This is a genomic window from Capnocytophaga sp. oral taxon 338 str. F0234, from assembly GCF_000192225.1.
GTDB lineage: Bacteria > Bacteroidota > Bacteroidia > Flavobacteriales > Flavobacteriaceae > Capnocytophaga.
Genome location: NZ_GL872413.1, coordinates 853,007 through 867,742, shown reverse-complemented (window position 1 = coordinate 867,742; position 14,736 = coordinate 853,007). Strand labels below are relative to the sequence as shown.

General features: G+C 35.4%; 12 protein-coding genes and 1 pseudogene. 9 read left to right on the top strand and 4 right to left on the bottom strand.

Going from position 1 to position 14,736, the window contains the following annotated elements; all coding sequences use genetic code 11:
* Position 1: 1 nt before the first annotated feature.
* A complete protein-coding gene (locus tag HMPREF9071_RS03990) occupies positions 2 to 817 on the bottom strand; it encodes a tetratricopeptide repeat protein (protein ID WP_040358001.1) in 816 nt (271 codons plus the stop codon).
* A 111-nt stretch (positions 818 to 928) separates the two neighbouring features.
* On the opposite strand from HMPREF9071_RS03990, the gene HMPREF9071_RS03985 reads away from it, so the two are divergent.
* From HMPREF9071_RS03985 to rpmF, 3 genes are all read left to right on the top strand, one after another.
* Complete coding sequence (locus HMPREF9071_RS03985) at positions 929 to 2,008, top strand: DNA replication/repair protein RecF (RefSeq protein WP_040358000.1); 1,080 nt, start codon at positions 929 to 931, stop codon at positions 2,006 to 2,008.
* Positions 2,009 to 2,081: 73 nt separating this feature from the next.
* Positions 2,082 to 2,621, top strand: a complete 540-nt coding sequence (locus HMPREF9071_RS03980) for a DUF177 domain-containing protein (RefSeq protein WP_040357999.1) — start codon at positions 2,082 to 2,084, stop codon at positions 2,619 to 2,621.
* A 12-nt stretch (positions 2,622 to 2,633) separates the two neighbouring features.
* Positions 2,634 to 2,849 (top strand): 50S ribosomal protein L32, encoded by a 216-nt coding sequence (gene rpmF / locus HMPREF9071_RS03975; protein WP_009745288.1) that lies wholly within the window; start codon positions 2,634 to 2,636, stop codon positions 2,847 to 2,849.
* Between the two features lie 131 nt (positions 2,850 to 2,980).
* Here rpmF and HMPREF9071_RS03970 read toward each other — a convergent pair whose 3' ends face one another.
* Positions 2,981 to 3,958: a pyruvate dehydrogenase complex E1 component subunit beta gene (locus HMPREF9071_RS03970; RefSeq protein ID WP_009745287.1), complete on the bottom strand. Its 978-nt coding sequence runs from the start codon at positions 3,956 to 3,958 to the stop codon at positions 2,981 to 2,983.
* Between the two features lie 87 nt (positions 3,959 to 4,045).
* Entirely contained in the window at positions 4,046 to 5,173 is a 1,128-nt protein-coding gene (locus HMPREF9071_RS03965) for a DegT/DnrJ/EryC1/StrS aminotransferase family protein (protein ID WP_009745286.1), read from the bottom strand.
* A 210-nt stretch (positions 5,174 to 5,383) separates the two neighbouring features.
* Here HMPREF9071_RS03965 and HMPREF9071_RS03960 point away from each other — a divergent pair, with 210 nt between their 5' ends.
* The 5 genes and pseudogenes from HMPREF9071_RS03960 to HMPREF9071_RS03945 all read left to right on the top strand — a co-directional run bounded on the left by HMPREF9071_RS03960 (position 5,384) and on the right by HMPREF9071_RS03945 (position 9,620).
* A complete protein-coding gene (locus HMPREF9071_RS03960) occupies positions 5,384 to 6,130 on the top strand; it encodes a hypothetical protein (protein WP_009745285.1) in 747 nt (248 codons plus the stop codon).
* A gap of 146 nt (positions 6,131 to 6,276) precedes the next feature.
* A complete protein-coding gene (locus HMPREF9071_RS03955) occupies positions 6,277 to 6,612 on the top strand; it encodes a hypothetical protein (RefSeq protein WP_009745284.1) in 336 nt (111 codons plus the stop codon).
* Positions 6,606 to 6,752 (top strand): annotated as a pseudogene (locus HMPREF9071_RS11940) (IS1 family transposase); the annotation flags it as partial. The gene HMPREF9071_RS03955 and the pseudogene HMPREF9071_RS11940, both read left to right, overlap by 7 nt.
* Positions 6,753 to 6,774: 22 nt before the next feature.
* A complete protein-coding gene (locus tag HMPREF9071_RS03950) occupies positions 6,775 to 8,292 on the top strand; it encodes a hypothetical protein (RefSeq protein ID WP_009745283.1) in 1,518 nt (505 codons plus the stop codon).
* A 71-nt stretch (positions 8,293 to 8,363) separates the two neighbouring features.
* Positions 8,364 to 9,620: a hypothetical protein gene (locus HMPREF9071_RS03945; protein WP_009745282.1), complete on the top strand. Its 1,257-nt coding sequence runs from the start codon at positions 8,364 to 8,366 to the stop codon at positions 9,618 to 9,620.
* A gap of 16 nt (positions 9,621 to 9,636) precedes the next feature.
* Here HMPREF9071_RS03945 and HMPREF9071_RS03940 read toward each other — a convergent pair whose 3' ends face one another.
* Positions 9,637 to 12,375 (bottom strand): reprolysin-like metallopeptidase, encoded by a 2,739-nt coding sequence (locus tag HMPREF9071_RS03940; RefSeq protein WP_253908253.1) that lies wholly within the window; start codon positions 12,373 to 12,375, stop codon positions 9,637 to 9,639.
* Positions 12,376 to 12,711: 336 nt separating this feature from the next.
* Between HMPREF9071_RS03940 and htpG the strand changes: the two genes are divergently transcribed.
* Positions 12,712 to 14,598, top strand: coding sequence for a molecular chaperone HtpG (gene htpG / locus HMPREF9071_RS03935; RefSeq protein WP_009745280.1), 1,887 nt, complete (start codon positions 12,712 to 12,714; stop codon positions 14,596 to 14,598).
* The last annotated feature ends 138 nt before the right edge of the window (positions 14,599 to 14,736 follow it).

Sequence of the window (14,736 nt, the reverse complement as noted above, 5' to 3'; positions counted from 1 at the left end):
CCTAAAGATTCATTAGTGTTGTTACTCGGCTAATTTGTGTATCTATTGTACTTGCTTCCTCTGATTTTGGAAAATCATTTTTGATTCTTTCAAAATATTCCAATGCTTGTTTGTAATTTTTCTGTTCTACAGCCACTTGTGCTGCCTTATTTAAATATATAGGCGCTGTAAGTGAATTATCACTTTTATTAATTGCTTTTTTATAATAATCCGTAGCTTCATTTAGCTGTTTCAATTGTACAAAGGCATCTCCTATATTTCCTAATGCTAAAGCACTTAAAATGGGATCTTTAGAAGAAAATTTATCCAAATGAGAAACTGCCTCCTTATATTTGTTCAGTTGCATATAAGCCATCCCTGCAGAGTAATAGGCTACATTAGCGGCTTTACTGCTTGAATAATCCTTAATAATTTTAAGAAATCCTGCGTGCATCTTATCTCCTTCAAGAGAAAGTGTAAAAAGGGAATCCCTTACTGCTGTAGTAGGAGCATTAAGTGCCTCATCAAAAGTAGCAAGAGCAAAGGATAACTTTTCAGAAGCTTCCGTTTCCTTAGGAACACTTACAAATTGCCTATAAAGCATATATCCAAATCCAGCAAGCACCACAACGGCGAGTACCACGAATATCGAACGCTGATTCCTTTGTACCCATGCTTCAGTTTTTCCTGCTTTCTCATCTAAAGTTTGGAATACCTCAGCTGTCGTACTCTCACGTGATAACTTTTCGCTAGTCAAAGAGTTACGAGATTCTTCTTGTTGTTTTTCTTTCCTTGTTTGCCGTCCAGGACGGTAATTATTCTTCTTGTAAACTGACATATTTTTTGCTTTAAAAAGATTTTGCAAAAATAAAATTTTTATTTGTAATAAAGGGTGTTTTTCTCAATAATTTTTAATAATTTGCACAAGTTTTTACAAGCCCTTTTTCAGATGTTTCTAAAACAGCTTTATATACTGAATTTCAAGAATATAGAGAATAAAGAGTTCTCTTTTTCCCCTAAACTTAATTGTTTAGTAGGCAATAATGGAGTGGGAAAAACAAATTCTCTGGATGCTATTTACCACCTTAGCATGACCAAAAGCTACTTTAATACAACCACTTTATACAATATTCGTTTAGGAGAAGATTTTTATCTAATAGAAGGAAATTTTCAAAAGGAAGATCGTCAAGAACACATAGTATGTAGTGTTAAAAGAGGACAAAAAAAAATTCTAAAACGCAATGGAAAGGTTTATGAAAAATTATCTGAACATATAGGAGCTTTCCCTATAGTTATTGTATCTCCCTCAGACAGAGATCTTATTCATGAAGGGAGTGAAACACGTCGCAGATTTTTAGATAGCATGCTTTCACAAATTCAACCCCATTACCTTGAAGATCTATTACACTACAATAAAATTCTCTCTCAGCGTAATAGTTTATTAAAAATAATGGCTGAAAAACAATATTTTGATGATATTACTTTAGACATTTATGATGAACAACTAAGCCTATATGGGGAGAAAATATTCCAAGAGCGCTCTGCTTTCCTTACCTCATTCCTTCCTTATTTTCAAGAGCAATATAAAAGACTTTCCCAAGGAAGAGAAACCGTAGATATTCACTATGAAAGTTCTTTAAAAAAAGAAAAACTAAAGACACTCCTTAAAAGGAGTATAGAACAGGATCGAATAGTTCAATACACTACCGTAGGAATTCACAAGGATGATCTTATCTTTAGTATAAATAATCAGCCAGTCAAAAAATTTGGCAGTCAAGGACAACAAAAATCTTTTCTTATAGCCTTAAAATTAGCTCAATTTCACAGCATCTATAAACAAACTTCTGTTACTCCCATATTATTATTAGATGATATCTTTGATAAATTGGATGCTCAACGAGTAACCCAACTTATTCATCTTGTTACTGAGGCTCCTTTTGGTCAAGTATTTATAAGTGATACAGATAAAGATCGTACTGAGCGTATAGTTAAGGAAATCACACTTGATTACCAAGTTTTTACTTTATAAAAAATTTATTATTAAATATTTTTTGTGTAATAAAAAAATTCCTATATTTGCACCCTCAAACTGCATAGTAAAAATGAAAGATAATAAACGCGAATTTAGGGCGTATGATATTCATTTTGCAGGATTAAAAGATGGGAAACATCTCTTTGAATATCATATAGATAATCACTTTTTTAATTTGTTTGATTATCATGAATTCAATGATGTAAATCAAGAGGTCACCATTCACTTAGATAAAAAAAGTACGCTTTTGGAACTTAATTTTTTCAGTAAGGGTACTGTAAATGTAAACTGTGATATTACTGACGAACCTTTTGATTTGCCCACTGAGGGGCAATTACATTTAGTGATAAAGTTCGGAGAATCATATAATGATGATAATGAAGAGCTACTTATATTACCTCAAGGAGAACATACTGTGAATATTGCACAATATATCTATGAGATGATTATACTTTCTGTTCCTGCAAAACGAGTAAATCCTAATGCAAGAGATTTCTCTAAAGCCTTAGAGACTTTAGAATCTCTTAGTCCTAAAGAAACTGAAATTGCAGCAGATGATTCCCAGATAGATCCTCGCTGGGACGAATTAAGAAAATTGTTGAACAAATAAAAAGATAAGAAAATGGCACATCCCAAACGAAGACAATCCTCTACCCGAAGAGACAAAAGAAGAACTCATGATAAAGCTATAGTTCCTCAAATAGCAAAAGATCCTACTACAGGGGAGTTGCACCTATACCACAGAGCACATTGGTTTGAAGGTAAACTCTATTATCGTGGTCAGGTACTTATTGATGAGACTCCTAAAGAAAATGAAGCTAAAAAAGATAGCAAATAAAGATAATCTTCTTGAATAATTTCTCCTTCTATGTAAAAAAGAAGGAGTTTTTTTATGCATTTTCTAAAAATAAAGAGGCTACCCTTTTCGGATAGCCTCTTTTAAATATATTATTATCAATAAAACTTTAATTATTTATAAAGTACTTTTTTCACTGCTTTTATTACATCTTGAGCATTAGGTAACCATTCTTTCAATAATACAGGAGAATAAGGTGCTGGTGTATCTGCTGTGGTTAACCGTTGGATAGGAGCATCCAAATAATCAAAAATATGTTCTTGTACTTGATAAGTAATTTCGGAAGATACACAACCAAAAGGCCATGCTTCTTCTACAATTACTAAGCGATTCGTTTTCTTAACAGAATTAAAAATAGTTTCCCAATCCATTGGTCGTACAGTACGAATATCTACAATTTCACATTCTATTCCTTCTTTTGCTAATTCTTCAGCAGCTGCAAAAGCTTCTTTGATAATCTTACCAAAGGAAACAATAGTTACATCCTTACCTACTCGTTTGATATCAGCTACTCCAAGAGGAATCGTATATTCTTCTTCAGGCACTTCTCCTTTATCTCCATACATTTGCTCTGATTCCATAAAGATAACAGGGTCATCATCACGGATTGCTGACTTAAGTAATCCCTTAGCATCATAAGGAGTGGATGGAACTACTACTTTAAGACCTGGACAGTTTGCATACCAGTTTTCAAAAGCTTGTGAGTGAGTTGCTCCTAATTGTCCTGCAGAGGCAGAAGGACCTCTGAAAACAATAGGAATATTGATTTGTCCTCCGGACATTTGTCTAAGCTTTGCTGCATTACTAATAATTTGGTCTATAGCTACCAAAGAGAAGTTAAATGTCATATACTCAATGATAGGACGACAACCATTCATAGCAGATCCTACTCCAATACCTGAAAATCCACTTTCTGAAATTGGAGTATCAATAATTCGTTTAGGACCGAATTCATCCAACATACCCTTAGATGCTTTGTAAGCTCCATTGTATTCAGCTACTTCTTCTCCCATTAAATAAATAGAAGGGTCACGACGCATTTCTTCGCTCATAGCCTCACAAACAGCTTCTCTGAATTGTATTGTTCTCATTATACTTATTTTATATCGTATTTTTTATAAATCTTTCTATTCTATAAAGAACTGCTTAGCGTGTGCAAAGTTACACAAATTTTTACTTTATACAAAATCTGTAATTAATTTTGTGATAAAATTTATTTGTTCTTCATCTAATTCTGTATGCATAGGAAGAGAAATCACCTCTTTCACTAATTCATTAGTTGCAGGGAAATCTTGCTCCTTATAGCGGCTATCTGAATAAGCCTTTTGCTGATGCAAAGGAATTGGATAATAGATACCAAAAGGCACACTATGCTTAGATAAGTGTTCTGCCAATGCATCACGCTTTCCGTTAGTAATACGTATTGTATATTGGTGAAATACGTGAGAGGTATCACCCTGAGGAATCTCAGGAGTGATAATATGAGAGTTCACTTGTAGTTTTTCAGAGTATAGATGAGCAAAAGCTCTCCTCTTTTGATTATACGTATCCAAATAAGGTAATTTAGCACGAAGCACACAAGCTTGCAAAGAATCCAAACGAGAATTAACTCCTACCACATCATGGTGATAACGTATATACATACCATGATTGACCACTCCTCTTAGAATGTGAGCCAACTGGTCATCATTGGTAAAAATGGCTCCTCCATCACCATAACATCCCAAATTCTTAGAAGGGAAAAAACTGGTTGCTCCTACATGACCTATGGTACCTAATTTCTGTTTTTTTCCATTACTCCATGTAAAATCAGCTCCAATAGCTTGCGCATTATCCTCTATAACCAATAGATTATGTTCTTTAGCTATTTTCATGATTTCTTCCATATTAGCAGGACGGCCATATAAATGTACGGGAACAATAGCCTTTGTTTTAGGAGTAATTGCTTTTTTAATAGCTTCTACATTAATATTAAAAGTATCCTTATCTACATCTACCAAAACAGGAGTTAATCCTAAAAGAGCAATTACCTCTACAGTAGCAGCAAATGTGAAGTCTGCTGTTATCACCTCATCACCCTTTTTCAAACCTAATCCCATCATAGCTATTTGAAGAGCATCAGTTCCATTGGCACAAGGAATTACATGCTTTACCTGTAGATAATTCTCTAATTCTTTTTGGAAAGCATGTACCTGAGGTCCATTGATAAAAGCGGCTGTATCAAGTACTTCATTAAAAGATTGTTGTATCTGAGCTTTTAAAGGTGCATACTGACCTTGTAAATCTACCATTTGAATTCTTTTCATGGTCTCTCTTTTTTAATCGCCTGCAAAGATACAAAAGTTAGTGAAAAATGAAAAGTGAAAAACGAAAAATAATATAAACAACTTACTAACATCTTCTAAAAAGGAAGATTAAATTATTGTTAATTATTAATTTATAAGGTTATATATTATTTATTTTTGTACTCAAATAATTAATTCATCATACATTCTAATTAAAAATCCCAACTTGATATGTCAGTAATAACCCTATTAGAAAGGGCGCAACGTATCAACAATGCGATGCCCGCACGTATGGCTCAGCGTCCGCAAGTGAGCGAAACCGTAATCCCCGAAAAGGAATTTATCACTGTAAAGCAAGCGAAGGAAAAATTTAAAATTCCTATCTATCTGAATGACGACGACAAACTATTGCTCCTCAAAGGCGATGTACTGGTAAAAGGCAACATCACCCGCCAATGGACGGAAGACCTTATGGAAGGCTTACACTGGGAAGGCGATGCTTATGGTATCTTTATCGATGGAAATCTTACCGTTGCAGGTGATATTTTAGACGATAATTACTTGCATCTAAGGGTATCGGGCAACGTGATTTGCGATTATCTCTTCACCTATAACGGTGCTATCTTCATAATGAAAGACCTTTATACTACCTTTGGTCTGTATGGCGAGTATAATGATGGTATGCTTGATGTATTAGGCAATACCAATGCGCCGTATTTCGTAGAAGTTGGGCACTATATGCCCGACAAAAGTAAGGTTACTGAGTTTATATTCGTAGAAGCCGAAAACGAAACTGAACAAGAGGATTGCTATCTTCACGACCCTGAAACAGATTATTTGGAAGAGAGCTGGCAACTCCTCAGACCAGAAGTTTGGGAAGAAAATGAGCTTTTCTCTTATTTTTCTGCCAATCGTTTCTTTCAGTTGGTAAAAAACGGAGAAAATCCACTTATCAGCGTAGACACTTATAAAAAATAGACAATTAGAACAAATTTTGTAATTTTGTTGAATGCAAATAACAATGGAACTATATTGATCTTATTGATATCGTGCTGTAATAGTTAAAAATAAGTAAAGATTTCTCGATAATTATCGCTGAAAACTATAAAATAGTCTAAGACATAATGAACACCTTACTTTTTACTTGTGAAGAAATAGACCTCAACCCTCGTACATATTGGGGAGAACTTTTGCAAATAGCTTTTGTAAATAAGGGGCAATATTTTTCTATCAGCAGATTAGCTTATGAAGAAGAACTCTATTTTGAATGCAATGAGCAAACTCATTATATTTATGCTTTGTGCAAAGATGTAGTGTTTAATTTGAAAACCAGTGCCTTGCATATCCACATCACAAAGAAACTAAAAGGTAATTGTCCCTTCAGTACTATTATAGTACAATTACCTCCTTCTTCTGTTAATTTAGAAGAAGTGTTGCAACAACTAAAAAAAGAGGAATAGAAGGAAATAATTGTAAATTACGACATAGAATAAAGCGAGTTTTCCTCAGAACTTGTTGTTTTTCTAAGAAACTATTTAATCATTTTAAAGCCTTTTTCTTAGCATTCTTTTATATAATCTATGGACACCATATTTTTTAAAACACCATCAAAATAATTTGTTATGAACCTCTCTAACCTTCCCTATCGGACTACTTCTTATGACGAAATTGCCGATGAGCTACCTGAGTCGTCTCTCTACAAAGAGCATTACGACACTCATTGGCAAAATCGCGTTATCGTGATTGACGGCGACTGGATTCTGGACGAACCTTTGGATTTAGACGCTGTCGATGAGCTTTCTCCTTACTACAACCCCGATGACTACGATTCTCTGCCCCTTTTTATCCTCGTAAAAGGCAATATGGAGGCTACCAATATCTACAATGGCGAAACCTGTGGCTCTTGCGGATTAGTGGTTTTAGGCAATCTCACTGCCGAAAATATAGTAGTCGGCGGGCAAGAGATTTTCGTAGGCGCTGATTTGCGCGTTTCGGGATTCTATTGGGGCGATTACAATCATGGAAGCCTTACCGTAATGGGACATATCAGCATTTACGTGTTCTTGGAAACTGATTACAATCACAATAACAAGCGTTTTGAAGAAAGACGCAATGCCGATATTACCGAATACCTCACCGATGATGATTATGGAGGGCTTTTGTTAGGGGAAAAGCTCGTTTTGTACTTAAAACCCGAATTTTCTTTTGTGTTAGACGATATTTTAAAGATAGATTATATTCCTTGGAGCTGGAAATGCTGGATAAACGAAGAAAAATTATTTCCCGCTTTAGCCAAAGGTGAAACTATATTCGTAAGTCCTGAAGAAACACAAAAACGTCGCGATGAAATTAGTAAAAAACAAGTGCATCTGTTCCCTAATACCGATATTTCGATAGAGAATTTACTTCGTTTTACCTATCCGCCCCTCTTCTCGCTTGTATGTAAGCTCGATAAAAACAATCACCCGCGTTTTGAAATGTGGGACGACAATGATGTATTTTACCGCGTCCTTTACGACCCTGACGATAGCACTTATTCTCTTTATATCCAGAACGGTGAAGAGTATGGTGTGCTTGCCCAAGTGTATGAAGGCGAGTTGCACACCTCAATCAATACTTTTACTGATGAGGGAGTGATTGATATGACTGCGACATCACATCCCGCACATTTTGCGTTCTTAGAAAAAGAGTTTGCTTACTTTTGCAGGCGTTATGAAGAGCTCATCAACAGTCGCATCTACTATCTTTCAAAAGTGAACGAAGCAAACTTCAAGTCGCTTTTAGCTAATGAAAGACTTCAAGATTTCTACGCACAAAAAGAAAAGAATGCTGATGGCTATGTAACGCTTCAAAAAGACGATTTCATACTAAAAATAAGTAACGAAGAGGCAACCACTGCGAGAATTAGTCTCGGTGAGCACAGCAAATACAATGAGGACGGCTCTGTTGCTTATCTGTACTTTCATTATCAGTGGGACGCAGAAAGAAATTGTGTGCTACTCATCAACGAAGAGGAAGATGGCGAAGAATATGAAGCAAATTTTGGCAACACCCCACGATACTATCGCGCAATGATTTATTTCAGGAAGTTGCAACTATTATTTCCACCTGTGGAGGAGCAAAGCACTAATGTAATATAATTTCCCGAAGGAAGATTCTAATAATATCAACAAAGATTAAGAATACAAATAGCATTTAAAATTGAACTATTATGAAAGCATTTATTTTTTGGCTAATTCTTGGGATATTCTCAGTGTACGCACAGCAATATCAATTGGATAGTATAAACCATATAGGTTATAGGGTAGATTCGATCAGTAGTGCCTATCAAGTTACAGATTGGCAACGTTATAACGCTAACAAACATTTATTAGTAGTAGGCGATAACCACATTTTCCCCCATCGTTACGCTACCAAAACTGTTATTAAGAATGACAAAGAAGGCAATGAGATTTATAATGTTTTTTACCGCCAAGATTCTTTGAGCAAAAGGTGGATAGCAATCCAGAAAGATGAGACTAAGAAAAGGAAAAATAAACTCATCAGTATTACTTACCTCAATGAAAATGGCAAAAAGTTATCCCCCAGTAGCAAACGCATTAACAATATAAGAGGTCGTACCACCGAAACTGTGTATTACAAATATCTCAATAAGCGTTGGCTTAGAGATACTCGCAATACTTATACTGAGAATGAGAAGGGACGTACAGTGCTTTCTGTTGATGAAGTTTGGGATAGTGACATTCAGCAGTGGCAAGGCGACAAGAAAATTGTACGAAAGTTTGAGAATGATACGCTCCTTAAAGAAGAGATTACCTATTCTTTTGGGAATAATGAGTGGTATGAAGACGAAAAAACAGAATATATTGACCCTAATGAGAATGAAAGAACCTCTATACAGTATGTTTATAGAGAGGATGGGTGGCTACCTACGCAAAAAATCACTTATACAGAAGATAAGACAAACAGAATTTTCACTAATATAGTACAAGTTTGGGAAAAAGAGCAAAACAAATGGCAGAATCAGAGTAGACTCACTGATATATTGGGTGAAAACAACCAGAGTACCTCTATTACTTCAGAGAATTGGAATAAAAAGACCCAAACATACGAGATATACTACACTAATAAGTACCGCTACAACAAAAACAATGAGCTTATTGAGTATTTATTCATCAAACCAAACGAAGAAGAAGGGAGAAGCATTTTTGAGTATGACAGCGAGGGCAATCTGCTGAAAGAAACGAGATATAAACGCACTTCATCAGCGCAAGAATGGCAACCTACTGACCTTATTGAAAATACGCTATCCTCTATTTTATTTAAGGATATTTTAGATAAAGGATTTTTAAGCAATTCGGCGGGAAGAATAGGCAAAAAAGCCCTCAGTGAACAAAAACTCTACCGATATATAGATGGCAAATATTTACTTTACAGTCATAAAAAGTTTTATTATTCTAAAAGGTAATAAAAGAAAACCAATCCTATTTCACATACAAAAATCCCTTTTTTACTTCTTTCTCCCCTTTATAAAAATAAGTCAATATATAAAAATATGTCCCTGAAGGGAGTTTTTGTCCTTTTGCAATAATTCCTTTTGTATTTGCATACCCTCGAAATATCTCTCCATTTTCTTGATAATGGTCACTTTCATATACTTTTAATCCCATTTCATTAAAGATAAGTAATGAGACAGGCATATTGGCATCTGCATTTTCTACTTTAAAATAATTATTAGAACCATTCATTGTAGAAACTGCATTATAGATCTCTATTTCCTTCTTCTGAGGAATAGGTTTTGGATTAGGGATCACCTCTTTAGGAGTAATTGTAATAACTTGAGTATGAGTAGCAGTATTTCCACAAGCATCCTTGGCAAGCCATTGATAGATGACCTTACTTAGTTTGCCATTTATCTTTTCCTCTTCTTTAGAGGGAGTTACAGTCACTGTGCTACAAGTATCCGTAGCAGTAAGGGTGGTTTGCACAGGAATAGGTGTCCCCTCTTCTATACTTATATCTGTAGGGAGTGTCCCTACAAAAGTGGGTGCTACTGTATCCTCTATCTTAATTGATTGAACATAACTAATAGAAGATCCACAAGCATCCATAGCCGTATAAGTACGCTCTATAGTATATGTGTTCTCACAAAGTTCATCAAGCTTTCTATCCAAAGAGGAGACTCTTACAGGAGTACAGCCGCCTTCCGTAGAAGGAAGTTCTGCTTTGGGTAAAGGTTTCCCACAAGAAAGGGTTACTGATAGAGGAAGCGTACTTGTTACAAACTTCAAAGGAGAGATCACTTTGGGAGTAATTGTAATAACTTGAGTATGAGTAGCAGTATTTCCACAAGCATCCTTGGCAAGCCATTGATAGATGACCTTACTTAGTTTGCCATTTATCTTTTCCTCTTCTTTAGAAGGGGTTACAGTCACTGTGCTACAAGTATCCGTAGCAGTAAGGGTGGTTTGTGCAGGAATAGGTGTCCCCTCTTCTATACTTATATCTGTAGGGAGTGTCCCTACAAAAGTGGGTGCTACTGTATCCTCTACTTGGATTTGTTGTACATGAGTAAGTACAGTAAGATCACATATATCTTTCACCATGAAGGTACGCTTAATAATATAATTATTAGGACAACTCCCACCTATACGTTCATCCTTATAAGTAATAGAAGGATTACAGCCTCCTGTAACCGTAGGAAGATCTACTTTAGGAGCCGTACTGCAGGATATAGTAACATCTGAAGGAGTGGTAACAAATGACATTTCAGGAAGTGTCTCATCTTTTTCAAGAACAAAACCTCCTTTATCTTTAGGATTATTATCAGTTAGAGCAAAGGCAATACTATCCATCACTTCTATTTTAATAACCCCTGCAGGCACCTGAAATCCTGTATTCCCATAGGGGATTTTTCCTATATTAATATTAGGCAATGTAACCTCATAGTTTCCATTATTATCCACCCCTTCAGCTAAAACATACTTAAAAGTCTCTCCTAAATCATCGGAAAGAAGGATACGTACTTTTGTTCCTCTAAATATCTGGTTATCCACATTCCATGTAAGAGAGAGCTTTTTCCCTCCTTGATATTTTTTATCAACTGTATGAGTGGTAATCTTAAAAGGAATACCTTCTTTCACAAGCACTTGCGTTTCCACTAAGTCATACTGAACAATATAGTCCAAAGCCTGATCAGGCTTTGCATCACTTACTCCTATCCAAAAAGTAAATATCCCTGTTTTCTGATTTGATAGCCAACTATTGACAATTTCATTTCCTGTTTGCTTGTTATACTCTTTCTTAAAAGTTACAAGATTGGTGGTTGTTCGCTTAGGAATTATATATTGGGCTATAGAGGCTTGCTCTCCCTTTCGTACATCTCGCTGTTGCGCCATATAATATAACTGTCCACTATCTGGGTCAGTAGCTGGTACATAGAACTGAAAATAAGTATCTTTTGGAATTGTATACTGTTTTTTTATTTTTGTTTTGTCTATCTTAGGGGGAGCAGAAGTAAAGGATATTTTTCGCAAATGCGCCCCTGCATCTTCATTAAGAAACTTCCGAATACGCTCAACACTGGATAAAGAGAAAAAATCTCTTTCATTTCCATGGCTCATCACAGATTGACCTTTATCATATTCTGTTTTTTCACTAGCATAATCGTGGACAACTCCACTAAAAGTATGTATTCCACCAAAGAGATGTCCTATTTCATGAGCAATTACATTCGCAGTAGGAACAGCAACCGCATCTGCTTTGTGTTCTTGGTTATACACTCCTTTGATATAAGCAAGCCCTCTTACTCCTTTAGCAATAGAAGAGGTATAGGAAATACAAATACCCACATCATAGTTCTCCACTCCAATAAGGTCATTAATAGCTTTTGTAGAGAGTCCTATAACATAACTTGCATTCTTAGTGCGAGGAAAGATCTCCTTATCAGGATCAGTTACAATAAGCCGCTCATCTTTGACTAACTCAAAACGAACCCCAATATCCCGCATATACATTACATTTAGGAAATGCTCTGTATCTTGCCAAAACTGTTTTACTTTTTGGGAATTTTTATTAAAATACGAACTATTGAAAGCATTATAAGTAACATATATCGCCAAACGATATACCTTGAGTGTTTGAGTGTTAGAAATGGTTGGTTGCGCATTCACTCTAACTAACCCTAACATTATCAGTAATATATATAAAGTAGTTGTTCTCATAAAAATTGTTTCTTAATGTGCTGCAAAGATAATAAAAAATATCCTAAAAAAAAGGCTGAAATTTTCTCAAGAATTTCAACCTTTTTTAGCTAAAGAAACATACTATAATGAATCACATATTATTTGAATTTGTTCATACCCTTCTATTAGAACTACTACAACTCAAAAAAATCAATTATATATCTTATTTTATATTTTGTTCTGCCGCAAAATTAATACTTTACAAATAGTTTCAGCTAAAAATTCATAGTAAAAAATACCAATTTTTCTGCCATTTTGTCAGATGTACAGGTGCGGCATTATCTTTGCTGAGGGATAGACAAAATTTGAATACAAATGAAAGGACAAATAAATGTTTCCGTGGAAAATATTTTTCCACTTATCAAAAAATTCTTATATAGCGATCATGAGATTTTTCTCCGTGAACTTATTTCCAATGCCACTGATGCTACCTTAAAGTTCAAACATCTATGCCAAATAGGCGAAGCCAAAATCCCTTACGGGGATCCTATTATTGAGGTAAAAATAGATAAGGAAGGGAAAAAACTACATATCATAGACCAAGGAATTGGGATGACAGAGGAAGAAGTAGAAAAATACATTAACCAAATTGCTTTCTCTGGAGCCGAAGAATTCCTTAATAAATACAAAGATTCCGCTAAGGATACAGGTATCATTGGACATTTTGGATTAGGGTTCTACTCGGCTTTTATGGTAGCGGACAAAGTAGAAATCCTTACCCGTTCATACCAGGAGGATGCCCAAGCTATACGATGGGAATGTGATGGTTCACCTGCCTATAGTATTGAACCTATAGAAAAAAAGGATCATGGTACAGAAATCATCCTACACATTGCTGAAGATTCTGTTGAATTTTTAGAAGAAAGTAAAATACGCCAACTCCTTATTAAGTATAATAAGTTCATGCCTATCCCTATTAAGTTGGGTATGCGTAAGGAAGCTCTTCCACGTCCTGAGAATGCTCCAGAGGACTATAAAACAGAGTACAAAGAAGTAGATGACATTATTAATAATCCCACTCCTGCTTGGACTAAACAACCTTCTGAACTTACAGAAGAGGATTATAAGGCTTTCTATCATGAGTTATATCCTTCTCAGTATGAGGATCCTATGTTCAGCATTCACCTCAATGTGGATTATCCTTTCCACCTGACAGGAATTCTCTATTTTCCGAAACTTAGCAATGATCTACAATTTCAAAAAGATAGGATACAGCTCTACCAAAATCAGGTATTCGTAACCGATAATGTAGAGGGAATAGTTCCTGAATTTCTCACTCTCTTGCGTGGAGTTATTGATTCTCCCGATATCCCTTTAAATGTATCACGCTCTTACCTACAAGCCGATAGTAATGTAAAGAAAATTTCCAGCTATGTAACCCGTAAGGTTGCCGATAAGCTCCAATCTCTTTTTAAAGAAAACCGAGAAGATTTTGAAAAGAAATGGAATGATATCAAAATAGTCATAGAATATGGTATGCTTTCTGAAGAAAAATTCTTTGAGAAAGCACAGAAATTCGCTCTCTATCCTACTGTAGAGGGTAAATACTACACCTTTGAAGAACTCTTAGAAAAGATAAGACCTTTGCAAACTAATAAGGATGAGCAACTTATCATTCTTTATGCCAATAATAAGGAAGCTCAACACAGTTATATCGCAGATGCACAGGAAAAAGGCTACGAAGTACTGCTTTTAGATTCTCCTATTGCAGCACATCTTATACAAAAATTGGAAACTACCCAAGAGAAAATATCTTTTGCTCGTGTGGATGCAGACTCTATAGAGAACCTCATTAAAAAGGAAGATTCACAAATCTCTAAACTTTCTGAGGAAGAAACCGAAAAACTTAAAGACTTTGTTACTACAGCTATTGATAACACTGCCTATACAGTACAACCAGAAGCTTTGGAAAGTGATGCTACACCTTTCCGTATTACCCAGCCTGAATTTGTCCATCGTATGAAAGAAATGCAAGCTTTAGGAGGCGGCATGATGGGAGGTTTTGGGAACTTTCCTGAGATGTATAACTTAGTGGTTAATACCAATAGCCCTTTAGCAAGCCAGATTCTTGCCACTGAAGATGAAACTGCCCGTAAAGCCCTTATTAGTCAGTCCTTTGACCTGGCACGTCTCTCTCAAGGACTACTCAAAGGGGAAGCTCTTACTGAGTTTGTCAAACGTAGCTTTAGCTTACTGAAATAGTTGCTTTTTTACAAAATTTAAGAGGCTATCCAAAAGGATAGTCTTTTTTTCTAAAATAAAACAACTTTGTCTATAACCAATCTATAGAATCATTCAATTATTTTTTCTCCCTTTTTCTCTTAAGAAAACTCCACTGTA

Bases quoted from the DNA above. Each gene is read 5' to 3' on its own strand.
- HMPREF9071_RS03990 (WP_040358001.1), bottom strand. From the start codon at position 817: ATGTCAGTTTACAAGAAGAATAATTACCGTCCTGGACGGCAAACAAGG.
- HMPREF9071_RS03985 (WP_040358000.1), top strand. From the start codon at position 929: ATGTTTCTAAAACAGCTTTATATACTGAATTTCAAGAATATAGAGAAT.
- HMPREF9071_RS03980 (WP_040357999.1), top strand. From the start codon at position 2,082: ATGAAAGATAATAAACGCGAATTTAGGGCGTATGATATTCATTTTGCA.
- rpmF (WP_009745288.1), top strand. From the start codon at position 2,634: ATGGCACATCCCAAACGAAGACAATCCTCTACCCGAAGAGACAAAAGA.
- HMPREF9071_RS03970 (WP_009745287.1), bottom strand. From the start codon at position 3,958: ATGAGAACAATACAATTCAGAGAAGCTGTTTGTGAGGCTATGAGCGAA.
- HMPREF9071_RS03965 (WP_009745286.1), bottom strand. From the start codon at position 5,173: ATGAAAAGAATTCAAATGGTAGATTTACAAGGTCAGTATGCACCTTTA.
- HMPREF9071_RS03960 (WP_009745285.1), top strand. From the start codon at position 5,384: ATGTCAGTAATAACCCTATTAGAAAGGGCGCAACGTATCAACAATGCG.
- HMPREF9071_RS03955 (WP_009745284.1), top strand. From the start codon at position 6,277: ATGAACACCTTACTTTTTACTTGTGAAGAAATAGACCTCAACCCTCGT.
- HMPREF9071_RS03950 (WP_009745283.1), top strand. From the start codon at position 6,775: ATGAACCTCTCTAACCTTCCCTATCGGACTACTTCTTATGACGAAATT.
- HMPREF9071_RS03945 (WP_009745282.1), top strand. From the start codon at position 8,364: ATGAAAGCATTTATTTTTTGGCTAATTCTTGGGATATTCTCAGTGTAC.
- HMPREF9071_RS03940 (WP_253908253.1), bottom strand. From the start codon at position 12,375: ATGAGAACAACTACTTTATATATATTACTGATAATGTTAGGGTTAGTT.
- htpG (WP_009745280.1), top strand. From the start codon at position 12,712: ATGAAAGGACAAATAAATGTTTCCGTGGAAAATATTTTTCCACTTATC.